Origin of the sequence: Gelidibacter gilvus (assembly GCF_004115975.1) — a bacterium.
Classification (GTDB): Bacteria; Bacteroidota; Bacteroidia; order Flavobacteriales; family Flavobacteriaceae; genus Gelidibacter; species Gelidibacter gilvus.
Window position 1 is genome coordinate 566,774 of the sequence record NZ_SDDZ01000001.1, and the last position, 23,392, is coordinate 590,165.

Annotated in this window: 15 protein-coding genes; 4 read left to right on the forward strand and 11 right to left on the reverse strand. The window is 38.0% G+C overall.

All coding sequences use genetic code 11. The features are described 5' to 3' along the window. Positions 1-46: 46 nt before the first annotated feature. The 4 genes from ESZ48_RS02450 to ESZ48_RS02465 form a co-directional block, all read right to left on the reverse strand. Entirely contained in the window at positions 47-1,831 is a 1,785-nt protein-coding gene (locus tag ESZ48_RS02450; RefSeq protein WP_129015708.1) for a tetratricopeptide repeat protein, read from the reverse strand. Between the two features lie 389 nt (positions 1,832-2,220). Beyond that, positions 2,221-3,489, reverse strand: a complete 1,269-nt coding sequence (gene serS / locus ESZ48_RS02455) for a serine--tRNA ligase (RefSeq protein WP_129015709.1) — start codon at positions 3,487-3,489, stop codon at positions 2,221-2,223. 61 nt (positions 3,490-3,550) lie between these two features. After that, complete coding sequence (locus ESZ48_RS02460; RefSeq protein ID WP_129015710.1) at positions 3,551-4,903, reverse strand: HTTM domain-containing protein; 1,353 nt, start codon at positions 4,901-4,903, stop codon at positions 3,551-3,553. Continuing rightward, a complete protein-coding gene (locus ESZ48_RS02465) occupies positions 4,896-5,831 on the reverse strand; it encodes a bifunctional riboflavin kinase/FAD synthetase (RefSeq protein ID WP_129015711.1) in 936 nt (311 codons plus the stop codon). The genes ESZ48_RS02460 and ESZ48_RS02465 overlap by 8 nt, the downstream gene beginning before the upstream one ends. 458 nt (positions 5,832-6,289) lie before the next feature. On the opposite strand from ESZ48_RS02465, the gene ESZ48_RS02470 reads away from it, so the two are divergent. After that, on the forward strand, positions 6,290-9,538 hold the full coding sequence (locus tag ESZ48_RS02470) for a zinc-dependent metalloprotease (protein WP_129015712.1): 3,249 nt from the start codon (positions 6,290-6,292) through the stop codon (positions 9,536-9,538). Between the two features lie 192 nt (positions 9,539-9,730). Here the strand turns inward: ESZ48_RS02470 and ESZ48_RS02475 are convergent, their stop codons facing one another. Together ESZ48_RS02475 and ESZ48_RS02480 are read right to left on the reverse strand one after the other, a co-directional pair. Beyond that, positions 9,731-10,924, reverse strand: coding sequence for a hypothetical protein (locus ESZ48_RS02475; RefSeq protein WP_129015713.1), 1,194 nt, complete (start codon positions 10,922-10,924; stop codon positions 9,731-9,733). 78 nt (positions 10,925-11,002) lie between these two features. After that, positions 11,003-13,738 carry a TonB-dependent receptor gene (locus tag ESZ48_RS02480; RefSeq protein WP_129015714.1) on the reverse strand — a complete coding sequence of 912 codons (2,736 nt, stop codon included), beginning with the start codon at positions 13,736-13,738 and terminating at the stop codon, positions 11,003-11,005. Positions 13,739-13,917: 179 nt separating this feature from the next. On the opposite strand from ESZ48_RS02480, the gene ESZ48_RS02485 reads away from it, so the two are divergent. After that, a complete protein-coding gene (locus ESZ48_RS02485; protein ID WP_129015715.1) occupies positions 13,918-15,261 on the forward strand; it encodes a deoxyguanosinetriphosphate triphosphohydrolase in 1,344 nt (447 codons plus the stop codon). A gap of 201 nt (positions 15,262-15,462) precedes the next feature. Here the strand turns inward: ESZ48_RS02485 and dxs are convergent, their stop codons facing one another. Further along, the gene (gene dxs / locus ESZ48_RS02490) at positions 15,463-17,247 is read right to left on the reverse strand and encodes a 1-deoxy-D-xylulose-5-phosphate synthase (RefSeq protein WP_129015716.1); all 1,785 of its coding nucleotides are present in this window, start codon (positions 17,245-17,247) and stop codon (positions 15,463-15,465) included. A 61-nt stretch (positions 17,248-17,308) separates the two neighbouring features. Between dxs and ESZ48_RS02495 the strand changes: the two genes are divergently transcribed. Then, positions 17,309-17,758, forward strand: a complete 450-nt coding sequence (locus ESZ48_RS02495; RefSeq protein ID WP_129015717.1) for a nucleoside deaminase — start codon at positions 17,309-17,311, stop codon at positions 17,756-17,758. Here ESZ48_RS02495 and ESZ48_RS02500 read toward each other — a convergent pair. The 4 genes from ESZ48_RS02500 to ESZ48_RS02515 all read right to left on the reverse strand — a co-directional run bounded on the left by ESZ48_RS02500 (position 17,755) and on the right by ESZ48_RS02515 (position 22,192). Further along, a complete protein-coding gene (locus ESZ48_RS02500) occupies positions 17,755-17,988 on the reverse strand; it encodes a hypothetical protein (protein WP_129015718.1) in 234 nt (77 codons plus the stop codon). The two genes, ESZ48_RS02495 and ESZ48_RS02500, sit on opposite strands and share 4 nt — an antisense overlap. Then, on the reverse strand, positions 17,988-19,790 hold the full coding sequence (locus ESZ48_RS02505; protein ID WP_129015719.1) for a chloride channel protein: 1,803 nt from the start codon (positions 19,788-19,790) through the stop codon (positions 17,988-17,990). The genes ESZ48_RS02500 and ESZ48_RS02505 overlap by 1 nt, the downstream gene beginning before the upstream one ends. Positions 19,791-19,829: 39 nt before the next feature. Beyond that, positions 19,830-21,587: an aspartate--tRNA ligase gene (gene aspS / locus ESZ48_RS02510; protein WP_129015720.1), complete on the reverse strand. Its 1,758-nt coding sequence runs from the start codon at positions 21,585-21,587 to the stop codon at positions 19,830-19,832. Positions 21,588-21,688: 101 nt separating this feature from the next. Further along, the gene (locus ESZ48_RS02515) at positions 21,689-22,192 is read right to left on the reverse strand and encodes an RDD family protein (RefSeq protein ID WP_129015721.1); all 504 of its coding nucleotides are present in this window, start codon (positions 22,190-22,192) and stop codon (positions 21,689-21,691) included. 465 nt (positions 22,193-22,657) lie between these two features. On the opposite strand from ESZ48_RS02515, the gene ESZ48_RS02520 reads away from it, so the two are divergent. Beyond that, entirely contained in the window at positions 22,658-23,392 is a 735-nt protein-coding gene (locus tag ESZ48_RS02520) for a LytR/AlgR family response regulator transcription factor (RefSeq protein WP_129015722.1), read from the forward strand.

The following is a 23,392-nucleotide window of genomic DNA, read 5'->3' on the forward strand; positions in this document are numbered from 1 at the left end:
GAATTCTGCTAAGGTAATGTACTAATAGAAATTTTATTGTCCCAAGTTAATTTATCGCATCCCCACGCAACATTCTAAACTTCTTGCGTGCTTCTACAAAATAGATACTGTCTTGATGGTTAAAGATGATTTTTTCATATAATGCTTTTGCTTTTTCAGGTTCTGAAAGGACGTTGTTGTATAATTCGGCGAGATAGTAATAGGCGTCATCTGCTAAAATACCATCGCTGTAATGGGTTATAATAGCTTGGTAATTACTCACGGCCTTATCATATTCTTTCTTCTGCACAAAGAGTTCTGCTTGTTTATAAAGTGTTTGGTCTTCAATGCTTTCACCTTTATGTTCAGTCAAAACCTTATCTAGAAGCGATATGGCTTCATCCGTTTTGTTTTGGAAGGCCATCAAATCTGATTTGGCATAAAGTTTTAAGGCCACATGAAGTGAGTCTTCGTATTTATTATCAGAAATCAGCAGTTTTAGATCTAAGGCGTCATTGGCGATAAGTTGTGAGGTGGACGCTTTCAATATTTTCAATTGGGATTCGGCCCATTCAAAATCGCCTTTATAATAACTTGTTTTCGCCACTTTAAATCGGGCTTCCTGGGCAAGAACACTATTTTTTACATTGGCTTGGATTTGGGTATAATAAATAAGGCCTTCATTGAATTTTTCCTGAAATACTAAAATATCGGCCAACTTCATTTTGACCGTGGCTTGTTGAAAGGCTGAAATATTGAGTTTTAAACTTTCCTTTAAAAAGTTACTGGCGTCGTCAGATCTGTTTAAATAAAAAGCGAGAAAATTACCATAAGCTATTTGAAGATTTAGGGTTTGTTCAGAGATACCATAAGTAGCAAAAAGCTGTTTGTATTTTTCTTCAATTTTAGGAAAATCTTTTGCTGTGGCAGTGCTGGTTTCAATATCCAAAAGGTATTGGTTGGCGGTCAGGATGGTGCCAATGTTTTGTGTGTTTTCCAAAACATAATTGAAAATCTCCTTAGCCACATCATTTTCTTTTTCGCTGAGTGCCGTTAAAGCCAATTCAATTATGCGATTTAAGCTTTCGCGTTCACGCATGTACAAGGCTTTTTCTTGAGTGAAAGCCTTGTCATAAGCTTTCTCCTGAATAAATAACCAACTTAGCATTTCATACCAATAGGTATCCGGCTGGATTTGGATTTTTTTGAGCAAGAGCTTTCTTAAAAGCATATTGTTCTCGTTGTCCCTGTTTTCTGAAATAAAATCGCTGAACTCCCTTTTTGCGCTGTTCAGAAACTCTGGTTTGGCTTCTATATAGGCGATGTAGTTGGTAAAGAGCATTTCAATATTGCCTTGTTCGCCATACACAGTTGCCAATTCTCTGTTATAGTTTAATTTTGGATCAAGTGCCATCGCTTTTTTGTAGGTTTTGATGGCATAATCCAATAAAGAATGTTGCTCAAATTGCCTACCAATTAAGGGGGCGTAATCTGGCCGTTCTTCAAGTTTTAAAAGTGCTTCCTCATAACATGCGTTGGCCTTAATCATATTATCCTGTAACTGATAATTGTATCCCAATTCGATCATTAATGACGGATTGCGATACATGGCTATTTTTGATTCGATAAGCGACTCTGCAAGAGCAAACTGTTCCAGTTCCTGATGGGTTTTGATCAAATGGAAAATGTAGTTGTAATTATTTGGTTGCGAATCATACAACTTTTGATAAGAGATGAGTGCTTTCTCAAATTCGCCGCGTTTATAATATTCGGCAGCCAATTGTTCTTCATCGCTTTGCGAAAAGGACACATATCCTAAAAGGAGAAAGAGGAGATAAAGAAGCTGTTTCATGAAACTAATTTATGTAAATATAACTACTTAAAGGCGTAGGTATTGTGAATGTTTTTATAAAAAAAAATGCCTAAACGTGAGTTTAGGCATTACCATCAAAATAAATGTGCTATTAACCATTACTTATAAAATGATTCAAATATCCTGCTTTGGTATTGTAAAGTATTTATGAGCGATTCTCTATATTTTAAAACAAAACTTTAATTAACAATACCACTAAGGATATCACTATTAAAATGCGTACAAAATTTTTCATGACGATTCAATTTCGATTTGGGAATACTAACTTGAATTAATTTTAGCCAATAACAAAAGGAAATGCTAAATATTCGTTGAACAACGTTAATATTTAGCATTTCATCGTAATTTAATAAGAAAAATCCTACAGATTATATTTTGTCAAATCCTGTATAGGGGATCAAAATTTCAGGGATATTGATCCCATCTTCAGTCTGATAATTTTCTAAAATCCCAGCCAAAACTCTTGGTAATGCCAAAGAACTTCCATTAAGTGTATGTGCCAATTCGTTTTTTCCTTCAGAATTTCTAAATCTCAATTTCAAACGATTGGCCTGAAAGGTTTCAAAATTTGAAACTGATGAAATTTCCAACCAGCGGTCCTGTGCTGTAGAAAATACTTCAAAATCATAGGTGAGTGCTGAGGTAAATCCGATATCGCCACCACACAAACGCAAAATACGGTAAGGCAATTTGAGTTCATCCAAGATTTCTTTTACATGTTCTACCATGCCATCCAAAGCTTTATAGGAGTTGTCAGGGTGCTCCACACGTAAAATTTCTACTTTATCAAACTGATGCAAACGGTTTAGGCCTCTTACATGTGCGCCATAACTTCCGGCTTCACGTCTAAAACACGGGGTGTAACCTGTAATGGCAATTGGCAAATCGGATGCATTGAGTAATTCATCTCTAAAAATATTGGTTCCCGGTACTTCTGCTGTCGGAATCAAATAAAGATCATCTTCCGTAACATGGTACATCTGGCCTTCTTTATCTGGTAATTGACCTGTGCCAAAGCCAGAAGCAGCATTGACCAAAAGCGGCAATTGATATTCTGTGTAACCAGCGGCGATGTTTTTATCCAAAAAATAAGTGATCAAGGCACGTTGTAATTTGGCACCTTTTCCTTTATAAACTGGAAATCCTGCCCCAGTAATTTTATTGCCCAACTCAAAATCGATAATATCATATTTCTTGGCCAATTCCCAATGCGGGATGGCGTTGTCGTGTAATGTTGGGATGTCTCCTTTTCTGAACACCTCTTCATTGTCCTCTTCTGTACTGCCAGCTGGGACAAGGTCATTGGGTACGTTTGGAAGTTTATAGAGCAATTGATTCAAGGCTTCTACCGTCGCATTAAGGTCGTCTCCAAGTGTTTTTGAAGTTTCTTTAAGCTCTCCAGTTTTTTCTTTTAAAGCATTGGCTTTATCCGCTTGCCCAGATTTGTACAGGTTTCCTATTTCTTTAGATAAGCTGTTGGACTCTGCCAAGGTGTTATCCAATTCCGTTTGTAGGCGTCGTCGGGTTTCATCAAGGGCAATGACTTCATCAATCATTTGCGCAGCATCAAGGTTTCTTTTTTTCAAACCTTCAATCACTTTTTCTCGGTGATCTCTAATAAATGGTACTTGTAACATAATTTTTAATTTGATGTCAAAAATAAGGAAATTTTAAGCGTCAGTTTGATGTGTTTGAACTTCAATCAAAATAATTGTTGTCTTCTGATTCTTTTGGTGCGTTTTCCGGTTTGGAAGGTCTTAGCCATTCGCTGTGTTTGAACGGATGCCATTTCACGCTGCCCAAGTCTACATCAGGATCAATGAGCTGTCTTAGTTCGCCACCATTCACACGAACGGAAGTATTGGCGTAAATTTTTACGTCACGGCCTTTATCTGCAAAGGTCTTTTTTAAACGTTGCGCAAATTGCCAAATAATATCAGGTTTGGTGCTGACGGTCCGTTGTTGTTTATTGGTGAGATAATCTTCAATCTGTATCGGGATCTCCAAATTCGTTTCAGCATCAATGACCCTAAACGTCGTGCGACCGCTTTTGGCACGAAGCATCATTCGCCATGATAAACGATGGCCTTCTTCTGTCCAAAGCACATCATCCTTAAAAAACCAATGGCGAAGCGGTAATCCAATTTGAATAATAAAGTAGATAACGAATAGGACGACAAAAGGTTTGTGGTATTTTGGAACGATGACTTCTTCTTGATCGTAAAAGGGTTTCCGTTTTAAAAAAATACGATGAATGGTTTTGGTCGGGAAAAAAAAGAGCACCAAAGCAAGGGATAAGTACGGGAAAATACCAATCTGAAACACAAAAGAATTGAACAAATGAAAGAAAATAGACGCAAAAAACGCAGTTTTACGTGTACGTTTCCACAACAGTAATGGAATGATCAATCCGTCAAATAAAATACCAACATAGGCAATAACATAATGTGTCCATTTTTGTTGCAGTATTTCTCCCACTAGAAAAAGGTCTTTTTTGCCTTTCATCAAAACTTCAGCCACTGTTGCATCCAACCAATCTGGATAGATTTTGGCAACCGCACCGTAGGTGTACACTATAAACATCTGTAAAATAAATACCAAGGCACACCAACGTGGCATTGAAATCATTTTGATTTTTGGATTCAGTCGTGCGTCAATAGATAAATACTTATGAGCGGGTTGAAAAACCATGATGGCACTCAACAAAATCAAGAGGTAGTAATGGTTGTTGTACGATGATTTCTGCATCAAATAGCTGCCGGTCCAAAGTAGGGTAAAGAGCAACATGCTCCATCTATACTTGTAACCTACCATGACCAAAAGTCCGCATAGTCCCATGACGGCATAATAAACATACATGCCATTTCCTGGCAAGGGTTGAAGCCATTCAAACCCAATAAATGAAAATGTTTGTTGTGGCTCAATAAGTGTGCGCCGGATCCATCCTGTGTAGATGGAGCCAATGCTTTCCATAAAAATGAGAAACCCGAAAATAATCCGGAATACAATAAGGGGGCTATTGTCTATATGTCTAAAAAGAAACTTATGCATTAAGCGCGGCAATAATCTGTTGGGCGTTTTTTTGATCTTGTCTTAATTGTGCGATAAGCGCTTCCACCGATTCAAATTTATGTTCATCCCTTAATCGATCCAAGAAAATGATCTTTAAATTTTGATCGTAAAGATTTTGGTCAAAATCAAAAAAATGGGCTTCAATCGTTTTTTTATTGGCGTCAAAGGTTGGGTTGACGCCTATGTTCATCATCCCATAGATTATTTTCCCGTCATGCATTGATGAAACCACATAAACGCCGTTTTTAGGAATGAGTTTATAGGCATCAGGGACGTTTATATTTGCCGTAGGAAATTCCATTTTTTTACCAAAGCCTTTTCCTCTGACCACAGTGCCATTGATATAATATTGATATCCCAAAAAGGAATTAGCGGTTTTGATATCGCCAGACTTGAGGGCGCTTCTGATTTTTGTAGAACTCACGGCAACATCTTCTACATCTTGAGCAGAAATTTCTTCAACTTGAAATCCGAATTCTGCTCCAAATCGTTTTAAGTCGTCAATATTGGCACTTCGGTCTTTTCCAAATTGATGGTCATACCCGATGATCACGTGTTTGACATGAAGTGTGTCAACTAGAATAGTTTTGACAAAATCGCGTGCAGAAAGTTCTGCAAAAACCTTAGTGAACTCTTTTACGTAAATAAAGTCCAAGCCCAATGCAGATAAGATTTCTTTGCGTTCAGAAATGGTGTTCAGAAGTTCAATGTTTGGATTTTGCTGCAGAACCATTCGAGGATGCGGAAAAAAAGTGAGCACAACAGAAATCAAATTTTCTTCGGATGCTCTTTTTGTGAGTTTTTTGATGATTTTTTGATGTCCAATATGGACGCCATCAAAGGTGCCAATAGTAACTACCGATGGTGTTTGCGGAATGGAACTGTCTGTTGCTGTAAGTACCTTCAATTGATTTTTTTGTAAAAATAGCTATTTCAAGGTTTAAAAAAAATTACTATTTGCGAATTGAATCTTGAGTGTTGCATTTTGACAGTGGTTTGGTGATAGTATTGATTTTTGGTGAGTGTTTCGTCCATTTTCAGTAAAGGACTGTTCATGCAAAAGTTTTAAAATTCAGTTGGAGATGTTGGCTCTTATTTCCTATTTGTTTTAGGGATAGCATGCAAGGTTCTAATTTGTAAAATATTGTGTTTTAATTTTTCAGAATAACTTAGACTGTTTTATATGGATTCATTTTGATTTGACTGATCATGATGCTGGTTTTTGTAGGAATGTATTAGAATAAAGGTTTTATAATGATACATTCCACGTGGACTCTTGAAAACATTAACAGTTTGTTTTGTGATTTCTTTAATTTGAATGTAACTTTCACACGACTAAATTATTATTAAATTTCTTTAAATTATATGAGAAAGAGCTACTTAAAGACTGGTTTGTTTTTTATTATGATTTTTACTTTTTCCATGACCTATGGGCAAAAAAGAGAATCTCTTTGGACAAAAACAACCAAAAACAGTATTTCTCAGGAGCGCGTGCTGCCTCAGAAATCTACTCCTGTAAAAGCGTTATACTATCAGTTAGACATGGACGGTTTGAAATCTAGATTACAGAATGTCCCAGCAAGAGATTCGGGAATTCAATCCAATATACTCATTGATTTTCCTAACTCAGATGGTGCCTTGGAAACCTTCAGAATTATGGCTTATTCAGCGATGCATCCAGAATTACAGGCAAAATACCCTGATATTCGTTCCTATGTTGGCTACAGTTTAAAAAACGCATCTGAAGTCATATATTTTAGTGTCTCTCCATCCAATTTACATACCATGACCATGTCAATTGATAAAGGAACTGAGTTCATAAATCCTTACGCAACTGATGGGGCTTATGAAGTGTTTTCAAGAAGCGACATTCCTCTAGCACAAAACTTTTTTGAATGCGGTGTTATTGAAGACGGTCTTTCAAATCCAATCGAAATGGACCTTGTGTCTGCAAGAAATGCCAATGATGGTACAAGACGTACGTATAGATTAGCAGTAGGTACAAGTACTGAATATACTGATTTTCATGGAGGGACGGTAGCATCTGCATTAGCTGCAATTAATACAACGATGACAAGGGTCAATGCTATTTATGATCGGGAACTGTCCATCAGGATGACTTTGGTAGCCAATAATGACCTTTTGATTTCCACTTCAGGAAACAGCATTTTCCCCAATACTGAAAGCGTTTCGACAATTACGGGTCTTATCAATGGTCTCATTGGAGCCGAAAATTATGATATCGGACATTCTTTTACGACAGCTTCTGGCGGGTCTGCCTATTTACGAAGTGTATGTGGTACGAATAAAGGCGCGGGAACAACGGGTTTACCAAATCCGTCAGGAGATCCATTTGCCATTGATTATGTGTCCCATGAAATTGGACATCAGTTTGGCGCTACACACACGTTTAACGGTTCTGCAGGAAATTGTGCAGGAAATAATAGAACATCCGCGACGGCTTATGAACCTGGAAGTGGTTCTACCATTTTAAGTTATGCTGGTATTTGTGGGTCTCAAAATGTTGAAAGTAATAGTAGTGACTATTTCCATCAAGCTAGTTTGCGACAAATCTGGACCAACATTACCACTGGCAGTAGCACTTGTGGGGTTTTATCAGTTACTGGAAATGCAGCTCCTACGGCGGAGGCTGGGGCATCATATAATATTCCAATTTCTACACCCTATAAATTAACAGCATCCTCTACAGATCCTAATGGCACTTTGACCCATACCTATACTTGGGAGCAATTTGATTTGGGAGCTGCCGGTTTGCCAACAGAAACTACAGAAACTGGACCAATGGTGCGTTCTTATAAGGGCACAACAAATCCTGTGAGATACATCCCTAGATTTCGAGATGTCCTTGCCAATGGTGGCAATTCCACAACCTGGGAAAAATTGGCTTCTGTAGGGAGAGTTCATAATTATGTTTTAACCGTTAGAGACAATGATGCACGAGGCGGGCAAACCGCTGTTGATGATATGTCGGTCACTACGGTTGGTACTGCAGGACCGTTCAAATTAACCTCTCAAGCCTCAAATGTGACCTGGGAGATTGGATCGACAAAAACTGTTACCTGGGATGTTGCCAACACCAATGTAGCTCCAGTAAATACTACAAATGTCAACATCAAATTATCTATAAATGGTGGTTTAACATTTCCTTATACCTTGGCTTCAAACGTGCCTAATAATGGGAACTATGATGTTCTGGTTCCAGCAGGGACTAATACCACTCAAGCAAGAATTATGGTTGAAAGTGTTGGAAATATATTTTACAGCGTGAATGCTTCCAATTTCGAAATCATAAGTGTTGCGTATCTTTTAAACTTTACAACCACTTCAGCTACGGTGTGTCAACCTGGCGATAGTGCAATCTATAGTTTTACCTATAATACCTTTGGTGGATACACTCAGAATACAAGCTTTTCTGCAGTGAATTTGCCAGCAGGAACTACAGCCACATTTAGTCCTTCTTCTGCAAGTGTTAATGGTACTGCAGTAACAATGACGCTTTCTGGTGTTGGTAATGCTCCACTTGGGGATTATGATATTACGGCAGTGGGAACGTCGGGTAGCCAAACCATTAGTTCTCAAGTGGCACTTACTGTTTTCAGCAGTATCATTGCAGCTCCAACGTTAATTGCTCCAAATGGTGGTCAAGGACTTTACAGTGATGTGAATTTTACCTGGGAAGACGATTTTAATGTGGAGAATTATTTAATAGAGATTTCAACACAAAACAATTTTGGCGATATCGTGGATTCTCAGACGCTAACATCCAATTCATATGCCACAACCTTAGCGTTAGGCACGGTTTATTATTGGAGAGTTACAGGTTCCAATAGATGTTCTGCCGGTACAATGTCCGCAGTCAATACTTTTGCTACAGGAGTTTCTACATGTGGTGACGCCATTTCTGCAACTGATACGCCAATAACCATATCAGCCGTGGGTTCAAATACGTATAACTCAATTATCCCCATAACAGAAAACTTACCTGTAACCGACGTGAATGTCAAAGTTAATATTGTTCATAATTGGGTAAGAGATGTAGAGATGGTTTTGATCAGTCCTGCAGGTACGCGAATTCTTTTGTCTAGCAACAATGGAGAAGATTCTGATAAAGATTACACCAATACCGTTTTTGATCAACAAGCCACAACGTCTATCATTAATGGGATTGCACCTTTTACGGGTTCTTTTAGACCTGAAGAGGATCTTTCCGTAATTAATGGTGAAATGTCACAAGGAAACTGGACTTTGGAAGTTAAAGACCTTTTTAGCGGCGATGGCGGAATCTTAAATGAATTTACTTTAGAACTTTGCCTGGCGCAACCATTATCGGTTGCCGAAAGTAGTTTTGAAGCGTTTACCATTTTTCCAAATCCGAGTCATGGTGACTTTACTGTAAAGCTACAATCGCATTCAGGACAGGACATCAAAGTAGCTGTTTATGATATTAGAGGACGAAAAGTATATGAAAATCGATTTAAAAATACCGCCAACTTTAGAGAAGTCATCCGATTGGATAATGCACAATCGGGGATGTATTTAATGAATATTTCAGACGGATTAAGGAACGTTACCAAAAAGATTTTAGTGGACTAAATAGAGAATCAAATTAAAATACTAAAACCGCTTCAATTATTAAATTGCGGCGGTTTTTTTATACTTTTTTAATTTCAGAAATTGCAAATCTACTTGTACTGAATTATCTATTAATAAAAAAAGACCCTTTCATAATATTGAAAAGGTCTGTTGAAACTTGAAGACTAACTCAAATTTTAATTTACATTTTTATTAGAGGCCTACGGTCCAGCCATTTGCCCAAGTAGGTTTGGCACTGCCATTACCTGCTCCTGTAGCATTTTCATTTATGCTATACACCCCAGATACATCCACTGTCTTACCTTCAGTATTTTTTCCTACCGATTGGGTGGTGACATTATCAAACTTAACGTTCTTGGCAGCTAATGTGCCAGCAGTGACATAGTCCACACTCTCATCATGTTGGACGTCAAAACCTGTTTTCCAATTGCTCAATACCACATTGTCAAATTGCCCTTGAGTGCCCACTCTTAACTTAATGGCTTGTGTTTCAGAACTTGTATCAGCCATTCCTAAACCTACTAAAGTGAGATTTTTGATGGTAGGGTTGGAGATTGGTGTCGCCAAATGATTGTTAGAGTTATTATCTGCTTCAATACCTCTATTGCCAGCATTTGTTCTGATGCCATACCAGTTTTCACCAGTTCCTGACCAACCTTCAGTCCAGTCAAATAAATCGTCACCTACAGCTTCTGAGAAATTACTCACAACCAAATATTTCGCTTGAGCTGTACCCCCAAAAAACTCAAACCCATCATCTGAACCTTCATGAACTTGAACATATTCTATGGTTGTACCACTACCCACGCCGAAAAGTGAGAGCCCATTGAATTCTTTTTCTGAATTGTAAGCAAAACCGGAGTATTCTATTCTTAAATATTTTAGAGATCCTGAGCTGTCATTTGCATCGCCACCTCCGTAAGTCAAGTCGGATACTTCTGCTGAGGCTGTTGTACCTTTATTTATGGGAGCATTTCCGCATAATACAAGTCCACCCCAAGCGCCTGGAGCATGAGTTGCAGCCGTCATAACCACTGGATTGGTAGAAGTGCCTTGTACATCTATTTTACCATTCTGGGCAACCGCAATGTATCTTACTGCGGAAAAATCACCACTTGTAGCAGAAGTAGCTTCTATTTTAACGCCACTTTTAATCGTAAGTTTCGCACCGGCGTTTACAATTAACTTTCCGGTTAATTTATATGTTCCTGATTCTAAAATGACTTCACCTTCATTGATTTCTCCTGTAAGATTCTCACGGTCTAAGACAAAGGTAGTTCCACCAGTATCGTCAGATGTAGAGTCATCATCACTTGAACATGCCGTTGTAAATATTAAAGCAAATAAAAGTGCGGTTCCTAAAAGTTTCGAATTTGTTTTTTTCATAATGTTACGTGTTAATTTTTTTTTGGTTAAAATTTTAAATTAATTGATTATTGATTACTATTTATTGGAGTTGATATATTAGAGCTTGTAGCGCAGTCCTAGTTTGAAAAAAGCACCACGTTTATATGACAGCACGGTGATGGTTTCGGAGGTGTTTTCTTGAACCCTTTCAACCGCTGGATTGAGAAGATTTTTGATCGAAAAATCAACTGCTAGATTTTTGTTTATTTTGGATTTTAGGATGAAATCCAAGGAGCCAAAACCTTTGTCAACCAAGTTTCCTTTCGTTTCTACACCAAGGGCGTAAAGTCTGTCCGAAGTATAGGAATATGCCAACGTAGCCATCAAATTAGCATCACCATTAAAATCTTTGAGATAGGATACATCGGCGTTCAATAAAAAGTCGGAAGCTCCGGTAAAGCTGGAAGTGTCGTGGGTTAGGTTGGTGTTGTAATTTGTTTCTTCCCTTACTTTTTCAGAATCTAAATCTTGATGCGTTTGCATATAAGTGGCATTTAGTCCTGCCGAAAGGCTATTGGAATGGACTCCATCAAAGTTGAAAACTTCTTTTCTTAGTTCTATTTCAGCACCATACACATAGCCGTTATCTCCTGTGTTTATAAAGGAAATGTCATTGGTTGAAGAGGCTAAAGTGATTTCGTTGATTGGGTCTAAAATATATTTCCCAAACGCTGTGACTGATAAAAGTTCTGAGCTTTTAGGGAACATTTCCCATTTTAAATCGAGATTGTAGTTTTGTGAAGGGTAGAGGTCTGGGTTACCAACTTTGACCTCGGTTACATCTTCATAAATAAAGAGGGCTCTTTCTTTGAACTGTGGGAGCGTATAGGTTTTGCTGGCACCCAATCGTAAATTCTGTTGGTCATTTAATTCATATTTTAAAATGACACTTGGCAAAAATTCATTTCTATTAAATGTGTTGCTTTTTCCCGAAGCATCCAATTGCGTTCTCCAGGACACGGTCTGTTCTACTTTTTCATATCGCAAACCTCCCATGGCAGTGAGTTTATCTGAAAATTTATATTCCAAACTTGCAAAACCTGCGTGAATAGTCTGTTCGCCGTCATAGGTTTGAGGGGTGAGACCAGCAAAGGATTCATTATCAAATAAACCTTGATCAAAATTTTGTTGGTTTAAGAACAGATCGAGATTGTCCGGATCTATAGGTGAATTTAATTGAGATCCGGAAATCCTGAAATTAAATTGAATGGCTTTAAAATCGCGTTTTTTAAGTCGACCGTTATATCCAAAGGATAATTTACCTTTAGAATTGCCATCCCTATCTTCATTCAGTAGATAACTTACGGACAGGTTGGCTGCCAACTCATCTTCAACCAGATTTTGATAATAGCGGTGGTTATCCGTAATCGTATTTTGCGCAAAGATATAGCCGTTGGCATCGTCAGAAAACTTCATGGTGTTCTGACTTCTATCTGGCATATCGCCTTCTACCTTGTTGTAGGAAGCTGCCCAATCCAAATCAAATTTGTCCGACAGTTTATGGGTTCCTAATAATTGATGGATCAATAAGGTGTTCTGAATATAAGTACTGCGTTGGATCAAACCGTTATCATCTTCAGCAATATCACGGATAAACCCTTGATAAGAATCTCTGATTTGATTTGAAGAGTTAACCATCAAAAAATTATAGGCGATGTTATGGTTCGGATTCAGACGATAATTGGCATTAAACATTCCCGTGGTAGTGGTATTATAAGAAAAACGCTCTTGCTGAAAAGATTTTAGTTTGGCGCCTTGCGCACTGACGCTTTGGTTGATGCCTTCCCGATATTCAAAATCATTGTCAAAACTGGCAGTGGCGAAAAGGTTGAGTTTGCCCTCATTTCCAATATCAAAGGATTTGCCTGCTTTTAATCCGAAATTACTGCCTAAGGGTTTTTCTTTTACAGGCGCTAAACTGTTTTCAAAATGGTATCCTCCAAGCGGATCATTTGGAACACCATAAGAAGAAAAACCTGATCTGTTTGGACCATCCTGCAATTGGAAATCGTTAAATTTATGCATGGCATTAGTTCCTATTGTTGAACCTAAAGAAAACTCAAGCATCCCTTTGCCTTTATAGTCGATGGAAGTAATATCCACATTTCCGCCTGCGAAATCCCCGGAAATTTTAGGATTATAAACTTTGTCAATCGCTATGTATTCGACGATATCCGTTGAGAAAAGATCCAGATCTATATTTTTCTTTTCAGGATCATTAGAAGTTACGGGCAGACCGTTTATGGAAGTGGAATTGTAACGATCTCCAAGACCACGTATGTAAATTGAATTTGAATCTTCTTGTTTGGAAACACCTGTAGTCTTGGCAACGGCAGTGGCAACATCACCTACCCCTTTTCTTGATAATTCCTCTATGCCGATACTTTGCTTGATTTCAATGGCCTTTTTTTGATCCATTAGTAACGCCTTTTCACTTATTTTTCTCGTGCTTGCAGTAATGAGCACTTCATCTAGACTTGCAGCGCTTGCCACCATATCAACATCAATGCTAACCGCTTTTCCTGCTATCAATGCCACTTCCATTTCCTTTGTTTCATAGCCTACAAAGCTGTAAACAAGGGTGTAGCGCCCTTCATTTAGATTTTCAAACACGTAGGTGCCGTCCATATCGGTGGTCGTTCCAATAGTGGTGCCTTTTATGAGCACGTTTCCGAACGCTAGTGGCTCATTGTTATATTCTTTATCAATCAATTTTCCTGCAATAGATGCTGTAGATTGTGCATTCAATATTGAGGTGAAAATAAATGGCAATGCTATTAAAATCTTCTTCATTTTCTGGTTATAAATATTCACTGCAAAGAAAGTCATGATGTCCAAGAACGAGGTTAACCTAAGATGAAACCTAGGTTGTAATAAAGTTAGGCGAATGTTAGCTTAAAGTAAATTATTACAAAATGGACATCTTAATTTAACATTGAAAAATGTATCTTGCCAACGCATAAAACCTTACTATGGACTGGGAGCAATTATTATCATTAAAACGATTTGGCGATTCACATAAAAGAATTCGTAAAGAACAGGATGAAACCCGTTTGGGCTTTGAAGTGGATTATGATCGCATCATTTTTTCTTCGGAATTTAGAAGTCTTCAGGATAAAACCCAAGTGATTCCCTTATCGCAAACTGATTTTGTCCATACCCGTTTGACCCACAGTTTGGAAGTAAGTGTTGTGGGTAGAAGTTTGGGTAGGAGTGTAGGCCAGAAAGTTTTGGCTAAATATCCGCATCTCCAAAATATCCATGGGTATCAGCCCAACGATTTTGGAGCTATTGTTGCTGCGGCAGCTTTGGCTCATGATATCGGAAATCCGCCGTTTGGTCATTCCGGTGAAAAAGCTATTGGCGAATTTTTTAAAAATGGCAATGGAAAACGGTTCAAAGCAGATTTGACGGATAAGGAATATCAAGATCTATGTGATTTTGAAGGCAATGCCAACGGTTTTAAAATATTGACTGAAAGTCGTGTAGGACGACTCGGTGGTCTGCGTTTAAGCTACGCTACACTTGGCGCTTTTATGAAATACCCGAAAGAATCCTTACCTAAAAAACCAACGTCGAATATCGCCGATAAAAAATACGGATTTTTCCAAAGTGAAAAGGAGGCTTTTGTAGATGTTGCACAGGAACTCGGATTGGTAAATCGGGGAACTCCACAAGATTTAAGCTATGCCAGACATCCTTTGGCTTTTTTGGTGGAAGCTGCCGATGACATTTGCTATACGATTATCGATTTTGAAGACGGGATTAATTTAGGGTTGATTGAAGAGGAATTCGCACTGGAATATCTCATCAAATTAGTGAAGAACACCATTAATTCTAAAAATTACTATGCCCTGTCCAACACCGAAGACCGCGTTAGTTATTTGCGCGCTTTAGCCATTAGTACCTTGATCAATGAAGCTGTGGAATTGTTCATGAGCCATGAAGAAGATATTCTCAGCGGGAAATTTGATAAGGCATTATTGGACGTTTCCAAATATCAAGCTCAGATCAATGATATCATCAAACTAAGTGTTGAAAAAGTGTATCAGTCGGAAGAAGTGGTGGATAAGGAAATTGCAGGTTTTAAAATTATTGACGGTATTTTGGATGTGTTTACGGACACCATCAGTAACCATCATCAAGGAACTTTAAGTAACTATCATAAATTGGTGCTTAAAATCTTCCCGAAAACCTTGGATCTGAATCAAGAAAACTTATACAATAACTTGTTGGGCATTTGTAATTACGTTTCAAAGTTCTCTGATAGTAAAGCGATTTTAACTCATAAGAAATTGAAAGGGACGCATTTTTAAATACATTTAATCGGATAAACTTGCATTTAATCGATAATTTTGTATATTTGGGAGAATCCTAACTCAATTATTATGAAAAAGAATGCGTTTACCGCCATCGTTATTCTTTGTATAACTGTCGCTTTTTTATTTGTGGTTAATGATCTTTCACATACAAAAGAGCAACCAACCCATGCAAAGAACCATCAAACCCATCAACACTCAGATTTGGTGGGTCTTGATAAAGAGTAACGCTGCTTCGACCGTTTTGATAATAGCGTTGACGTCTAAGTGTGCCAAATGCTGTAATTGTGCAACATTCCCGTGCTCCATGAAAGTATCTGGAATGCCTAATATTTTTATGGGAATGGAATATTGATGTTCTGCTGCAAATTCCAAAACTGCCGATCCAAATCCGCCTATGATCGTACCATCTTCAACGGTGATGAGATATTTGGAATCATTGAAAATCTCATGTAGAAGTGCTTCATCCAAAGGTTTTACAAATCGCATATCATAATGTGCAACCTTCGTTTTACCATTCAATTGTGAAATGGCTTCTTTTGCGTTTTCCGCAATGAATCCAACCGTTAAAATAGCGATATCTCTGCCTTCTGTAAGTAATTCGCCTTTTCCAATCTCCAATTTTTCAAAAGGTTGTTTCCAATCTGGAATCACGCCATACCCACGAGGATATCTGATGGCGATAGGATGTTGAAGTCCTAATTGCGCCGTATACATAATATTTCGCAATTCGATTTCATTGCGCGGTACAAAAATGATGAGGTTAGGAATACATCTCAAATAAGCCAAATCGAACACACCGTGATGGGTGGCGCCATCTTCACCAACTAAACCAGCACGATCCAAACAAAAAATGACCGGCAGATTCTGTAAGGCGACATCATGAATGACTTGATCGTAGGCACGCTGTAAAAAGGTGGAGTAGATATTGCAAAAAACCATCATGCCTTGTGTGGCCATTCCTGCGGAAAGTGTAACGGCATGTTGTTCTGCAATCCCTACATCAAACGCCCGATCTGGCATTTGATCCATCATGTATTTTAAAGAACTTCCAGTTGGCATGGCAGGGGTAATTCCTACAATCTTCGGATTTTTTTCTGCCAATTCCACAATGGTCAACCCAAAAACATCTTGGAATTTTGTGAGTGAAGACGCCGTTTTTATAGCCAATTCTCCAGTGGCGGAATCAAATTTTCCGGGAGCATGATAAGTGACTTGGTTTTCTTCAGCTTGTCTCAATCCTTTCCCTTTGGTGGTAATGACATGCAAAAACTTAGGGCCTTTTACGGATTTGAGTCGCTTGAGTTCCTTAATGATGGCATTAAGATCATGCCCATCAATAGGACCCGTATAATCAAAATTTAAAGCCTCAAAAATATTGTCTTGTTTTTCAGTGCCTTTTTTGACGTTGGTCAAATATTGTTTTAATGCACCTACACTTGGGTCAATCCCAATAGCATTGTCATTAAGGATCACCAATAAATTAGCATCGGTTACACCTGCGTGATTGAGACCTTCATAAGCCATCCCGCTAGCAATTGAGGCATCGCCAATAATGGCGACATGATGTCTGTCTTCACCTTTTAATTGCGAGGCAATGGCCATTCCCAAAGCTGCAGAAATAGAGGTGGAAGAGTGCCCAACACCAAACGTGTCATAGTTACTTTCATCCCGTTTTGGAAATCCACTGATGCCATGAAGTTGTCTATTGGTGTGAAAAATGGACTTTCTGCCGGTCAAAATTTTATGTCCGTAAGCTTGATGACCAACATCCCAAACCAATAAATCTTCTGGTGTGTTATAAACAAAATGGAGTGCAATGGTCAGTTCCACTACGCCAAGGCTAGCGCCTAAATGCCCTTCTTTGGTAGCGACAATATCAATAATAAAGTCGCGCAATTCTTTGGCAAGCTGCGGCAAATCTTCTTGATCTAAGGTTCTTAAATCAGAAGGGGAATGGATATGATCCAATAATTTTTTCATCAGAGTACAAATGTAGCATTTGAAATTGTATTTTTGATTTTTAACCTTTGAAGATTGTTCAGTGGAAAATCCTTTTGATGATATCTATTTTATGAAAAAAGCGCTACAGGAAGCAGAATATGCCTTTGATAAGGGCGAAATTCCTGTAGGTGCGCTCATTGTGATTGATAACAGAATCATTGCAAGAGCACATAATCTAACCGAACTTTTGGTTGATGTAACAGCCCATGCCGAGATGCAGGCCATTACTGCGGCATCCAATTTTCTAGGAGGGAAATATCTCACTAATTGTACCTTATATGTCACCTTGGAGCCTTGCCAGATGTGTGCTGGTGCCTTGTATTGGAGCCAAATAAGCAGGATTGTCTATGGGGCAAAAGATGAGGAAAGAGGTTGTAGTGTTTTGAACACCAAACTCCATCCAAAAACGGTGGTGGTTGGTGGCATTTTGGCAGAAGAGTCTTCGCGATTGCTAAAACGTTTTTTTATTGAAAAACGAAATCTGAATTAGAACTTGTGTTTTTCTTTATCGCGCATCTTGTCGAGATTTTCCTTGGTCAACATATAATCCCTAAAGTCTTTGTCTTTCCATCGGTAATAGGCAAATAATGGAAATACCAGAACAAATAGTCCCATAGTTCCAAAACCGATGAATTTTTGGGAATAGTCACTTTCAAAAATAAATCCTGCGGCAATGCTCCCTAAAGCAGCTATAGCTAGAAAAGTTATGAGATATTTCATTATTTGTTAAAGTTAATCAATTGACGTCTATAAGCAGTCAATAGTTTAGATTTTGAAACGAAACCATAGTATGTTCCGTCTTTTAATACTGGAAGGTTCCAAGCGCCTGAACTTTGAAATTTGTCCATCACGGTCTGCATCGTGTCTTCTTCAAAAATAATTATATTTGGAGGATTATGTAAATAATCTTCAACAAAAGTAGTGTCATATAATTTCTGATCAAACAACAATTCTCGGATATCATCCAACAAAATAATTCCTAAAAATTCATTGTCGGCGTTGGTTACGGGAAATAAATTTCGAGTTGATTTTGATACGCCTTCATGGAGCATTTCACCAAAAGTCATTTTTGGATGTAAAGAAATAAAGTTTTTCTCAATAACACTTTCAAGTCGCATCAAGGTCAAGACATTCTTATCTCTGTCATGAGTTAATAAATCGCCGCGCTCAGCTAATTCACGTGTGTAAATGGTATGTTCCATATAATTTTTGGTAATCATATATGAAATGGCCACCGTAATCATTAAGGGTAAAAACAAAGCGTAACCTCCGGTGATTTCAGCAATCAAAAATATCGCGGTCAATGGTGCGTGAATAACTCCTGCAATTAATCCTGCCATTCCTACCAAGGTGAAATTAGCTTCAGAAACTTGAAACCCTAAACCAACATTGTTCAATATTTTGGCAATAACATTTCCTAAGGCGCTCCCCATCACCATGGTTGGAACGATAACGCCACCTACACCGCCCGCAGCAAAAGTGGTGGTCATGGCAACAACCTTAAAAACCGTAAAACCGAGAAGCAGGACAATGACTACCCAAATATTATCGAGATACTTATCGAACGGATTGGAACCCAAAGCGTTTAAATAATTACCGCTGAACAGGTCTCGGGTAAAACTTAGTCCTTCTCCATAAAGTGGTGGAATAAAATACAGCATGATCCCTATGGCTAAACCGCCAACCAACAACTTTACGAAGCGCGTTTTAAATCGGTCAAAGAAAGCGTAAATCGCGAAATATATTTTCGTGAAATACAATGAGGCAATCCCGGTACCGATTCCTAATATGATATAGAATGGCGTATCAGAAATTGTAAAATTATCTGAAACCACAAAGTTGAACAGCACCTCATCTCCCAAAAAGAAGTAAGAGGTTAAAATCGAACATATAGAAGCTATTAACAAGGGCAATAAGGAAACAAAGGTAAGATCAAGACTAAATACTTCAATGGCGAAAACGATGCCCGCTATGGGCGACTTAAACATAGATGCCATTGCGCCGGCAGTGGCACAGGCAATGAGCAAGGTTCTTGTTTTTCTATCCACATGCAACAGCCTACTTAAATTGGAACTCAAAGCAGAACCTGATGTAATTGCTGGCCCCAATAATCCCACAGATCCCCCAAAACCTACGGTCAATGGCGCCAAGATTAAAGGGTGATAAATAAGTTTATAGGACAGTAGACCTTTTTGCCTCAAAAGCGAATATAACAGCGATGGAATAGCACGTTTTAGAAATGGCGGTACTGATGGCACCAGTTCATTTCGTACGAAGTATTTTCTAAAGAGATATACCAACAGCAGTCCGATAAATGGCAAAATAAAGTAAAGTTGGTTTTCGGAAAAAATAATGCCGTGCTGCAAGGCTTGTTGGATGGCGAAGGTGATATTTTTTAATGCCACAGACGCCAAACCCACCATTAAACCTACAATAATACAAAGAACATAAACATAGTTTTTTTGTGAAATATATTTATATCTCAAAATTAAAAACCGTTTTAATGACTTATGCTTTGGCATTGCTTTATACAAAATGTCCTGCATAACGCAGGACATATATTATTTTGATTTTAAATTAAGTTTTAAGCTTAGTTCTTCAAGTTGTTTCTCATCAATTGGTGCAGGTGCATCAATCATGACGTCACGGCCAGAATTGTTTTTTGGGAAGGCAATAAAATCGCGAATGGTTTCCTGTCCGCCCAAAATGGCGACCAATCTGTCCAAGCCAAAGGCCAATCCACCGTGTGGTGGTGCGCCATATTGAAAGGCATCCATTAAAAACCCGAATTGCGCATTGGCTTCTTCAGGTGTAAACCCTAAATAATCAAACATCAGTGCTTGGGTTTTCTTGTCGTGGATTCTTATGGATCCACCACCAATTTCATTCCCGTTCATTACCAAGTCATAGGCATTTGCTTTTACAGCGCCCGGATCGGTTTTTAAAAGTTCTAACTGTCCTGGTTTTGGAGCGGTAAACGGATGATGCATGGCGTGGTAACGTTCTGTATCTTCATCCCATTCCAATAATGGAAAATCGACCACCCATAATGGTGCGAATTCTTTAGGATTGCGCAAGCCTAAACGGGTTGCCAATTCCATGCGTAAAGCACTCAATTGCGGTCTTACTTTATGGGCATCTCCTGAAAGCACACAAATAAGATCTCCAGGTTTTGCACCGGTCAATTCGGCCCATTTAGCCAAATCTTCTTGGTCATAAAATTTATCAACGGACGATTTAAACGTGCCGTCTTCATTATAACGTGCGTAAATCATGCCCAAGGCACCAATTTGCGGACGTTTTACCCAATCAATCAATTGGTCTATTTCTTTACGTGTATACGTGTTGCCACCAGGAACTGCAATACCAATCACCAATTCAGCGCTGTTGAATACACCAAAGTCCTTATGCTGAGAAACGTCATTCAACTCACCAAATTCCATCCCAAAACGGATGTCCGGCTTGTCGTTTCCGTATGTTCTCATGGCGTCATCATAAGTCATCCGCGGGAATTTTTCGATGTCAATCCCGTTGATTTCTTTCAATAAATGACGCGTCAAGCCTTCAAAAGCATTCAAAATATCTTCTTGCTCAACAAATGCCATTTCACAGTCAATTTGTGTGAATTCTGGTTGTCTATCGGCGCGAAGGTCTTCATCTCTAAAACATTTCACAATTTGGAAATATTTGTCCATGCCACCCACCATCAACAATTGCTTGAAAGTTTGCGGACTCTGTGGCAGCGCATAGAATTGCCCTTCATTCATCCTGCTTGGTACCACAAAATCACGTGCGCCTTCTGGCGTTGACTTTATTAAATACGGGGTTTCTACCTCTATAAAACCTTCGTTTGATAAGTAATTGCGGACTTCTTGTGCTACTTTGGCCCTAAAGATCAAACTGTTTTTTACAGGATTTCTTCGGATATCCAAATAGCGGTATTTCATACGTAATTCTTCACCGCCATCGGTATTGTCTTCAATGGTAAACGGAGGTAGAATTGCCGAATTTAAAATGGTCAACTCTGAAACTAGAATTTCGATATCCCCTGTTGGAATATTTGCATTTTTGGAAGCACGCTCAATAACAGTTCCTTTAACTTGAATGACATACTCACGGCCTAAGCTTTGCGCTTGTTCCATTAGAGCTTTTGAGCTGCGTTCATCGTCAAAAACAAGTTGTGTAATGCCGTAGCGGTCGCGCAAATCTACCCAAAGCATGAATCCTTTATCGCGCACCTTCTGCACCCAACCTGAAAGTGTAACCTCATTATCGATATGTGATGCTCTTAACTCACCACAGTTGTGACTTCTGTACATAGTATGAAAAATTGAAGTGCAAATTTAATGAAGTTATATGAGTATCAAATAAAAAGAGAAAACAATTGTTGGGTTTTACTTATATCTGATGTTTAGTGAATTTATTCAGTGGATTGACCTATCTGCTCGATTTCATTTGACAAAATTCGTTCCTTTTCAAACTTATCAATATCCACCACATAAGTTTTTGAAATGGCATCATGCCAACCTTTGCCTTTTGCTCCAAGAAAAGACAGCCCATCAAAAGGAATAATCCTGCAAAGGCTTCTAATTAAAATATCTTTAGGTCTTGGTTCTGCGCCATTAGTCATTATAACTTTGGTCTTTGTGACGTATTTGCCCAAGGATCTGAAGGTCAGACTTTCGAAAACAAAGTAATAAAAGACAATTAAGATAAAATCGATTAGTGATTCCTCAATGAACGATAGATCTATTAGAAACTGGCTCAGTTCCTGATTGCCCAAATAGTCACCTAAGTAGAAAACGCCATAGATTAGACCGTAACTCATGATGTAAAACGGAATTAAATCGATGAGGTTATTAATGAAACGTTTGGTTTTACTGGCGAGCATTTCTTCAGGAATTACCCTATTTTTGAAGTCCATTTTTTAAGCTAATCGATTAGAGTTCTCAAATATCGTGTTCTCGACCCAAATAAAAGCAAAAGCATCGCTTTCAAAAATGAGAAAGAGATGCTTTTCCTAATAATTAACTAAAACTAACTAAGATAATTGTTAATAACAGGGATTTTTATTAAAAAAGCCAGGGATGAACCCTGACTTCTAATTGATTAATAGCATTTAATCTAAAAGTGAATCCCCACGATCACTTTTGTTATTGGGGTAATTAATAAATCCCTTCATCAAATATCAGAAAAATTAATCTCATTACGAGGAGGATTTGTATGGATGGTATGAAATAATGTGTAGATGGTAATTCTGACGTGATTTTTGGTAAATCCATGGTGCCAAATTTCCAAAAATGTGATAAAATGAACACACTACACATTAAACGCTACTAAGCATACATTTTTATGAAAGTTTCAACCTTAATAGTATTATATTTAAATTATGATAAAAGCGGTAATTATTGATGATGAGCCTAAGGCGATACAAAGTCTCACTTGGGAACTTTCCGGTTTTAGTGATGAGATAGAAGTGATTAAAACATTCACGAGTCCTGAAGAGGCTATTGACTATATAGACAACAATTTTCTTGATTGTTTGTTTTTGGATATTCAAATGCCAACGATGGATGGATTTCAGCTATTGGGGAAACTTACCAATAAAGATTTTGCGGTGGTCATTACTACGGCATATAATGAATTTGCCATTAAAGCGTTAAAGAATGAGGCCATAGATTATTTATTGAAACCAATTGATTCTGATGACTTGGAAGAAACCATCAAGAAAGTTAAAAAATACACGTCCAAATTGGTGAATTCCAATAAGATTGAAGAAGTGCTGCTTAATTTTAATGCAAGATTTGATCAAAAAAGAATCACTATCAATACCGATGGGAAACTTATTTTTTTGGATGCTGAAGAAATTGAATACGTAGAATCAGACGGTAATTATAGTACAATTGTCATGGATAATGCCCAAAAGATTGTCATCACAAAGAAGTTGAAAGAAGTGAACGATCTTTTGCCAGAAAATCAATTCTTTAGAATTCACAATTCTTATGTTATCAACCTTAAAAAAATAAAAGAATTTCTAAAAAGTGAAGGTTATGTCGTCATGGCGTCAAATTTTAAAATCCCTGTGTCAAGACAACGAAAATCTGATTTTTTGGAAAAGTTATAA

Coding starts and splice junctions, on each gene's coding strand:
- ESZ48_RS02475 (WP_129015713.1), bottom strand. CDS start 10,924: ATGAAAAAAACAAATTCGAAACTTTTAGGAACCGCACTTTTATTTGCT.
- ESZ48_RS02515 (WP_129015721.1), bottom strand. CDS start 22,192: ATGGACTTCAAAAATAGGGTAATTCCTGAAGAAATGCTCGCCAGTAAA.
- aspS (WP_129015720.1), bottom strand. CDS start 21,587: ATGTACAGAAGTCACAACTGTGGTGAGTTAAGAGCATCACATATCGAT.
- ESZ48_RS02460 (WP_129015710.1), bottom strand. CDS start 4,903: ATGCATAAGTTTCTTTTTAGACATATAGACAATAGCCCCCTTATTGTA.
- ESZ48_RS02450 (WP_129015708.1), bottom strand. CDS start 1,831: ATGAAACAGCTTCTTTATCTCCTCTTTCTCCTTTTAGGATATGTGTCC.
- dxs (WP_129015716.1), bottom strand. CDS start 17,247: ATGAAAAAATTATTGGATCATATCCATTCCCCTTCTGATTTAAGAACC.
- serS (WP_129015709.1), bottom strand. CDS start 3,489: ATGTTACAAGTACCATTTATTAGAGATCACCGAGAAAAAGTGATTGAA.
- ESZ48_RS02505 (WP_129015719.1), bottom strand. CDS start 19,790: ATGCCAAAGCATAAGTCATTAAAACGGTTTTTAATTTTGAGATATAAA.
- ESZ48_RS02520 (WP_129015722.1), top strand. CDS start 22,658: ATGATAAAAGCGGTAATTATTGATGATGAGCCTAAGGCGATACAAAGT.
- ESZ48_RS02500 (WP_129015718.1), bottom strand. CDS start 17,988: ATGAAATATCTCATAACTTTTCTAGCTATAGCTGCTTTAGGGAGCATT.
- ESZ48_RS02470 (WP_129015712.1), top strand. CDS start 6,290: ATGAGAAAGAGCTACTTAAAGACTGGTTTGTTTTTTATTATGATTTTT.
- ESZ48_RS02480 (WP_129015714.1), bottom strand. CDS start 13,738: ATGAAGAAGATTTTAATAGCATTGCCATTTATTTTCACCTCAATATTG.
- ESZ48_RS02485 (WP_129015715.1), top strand. CDS start 13,918: ATGGACTGGGAGCAATTATTATCATTAAAACGATTTGGCGATTCACAT.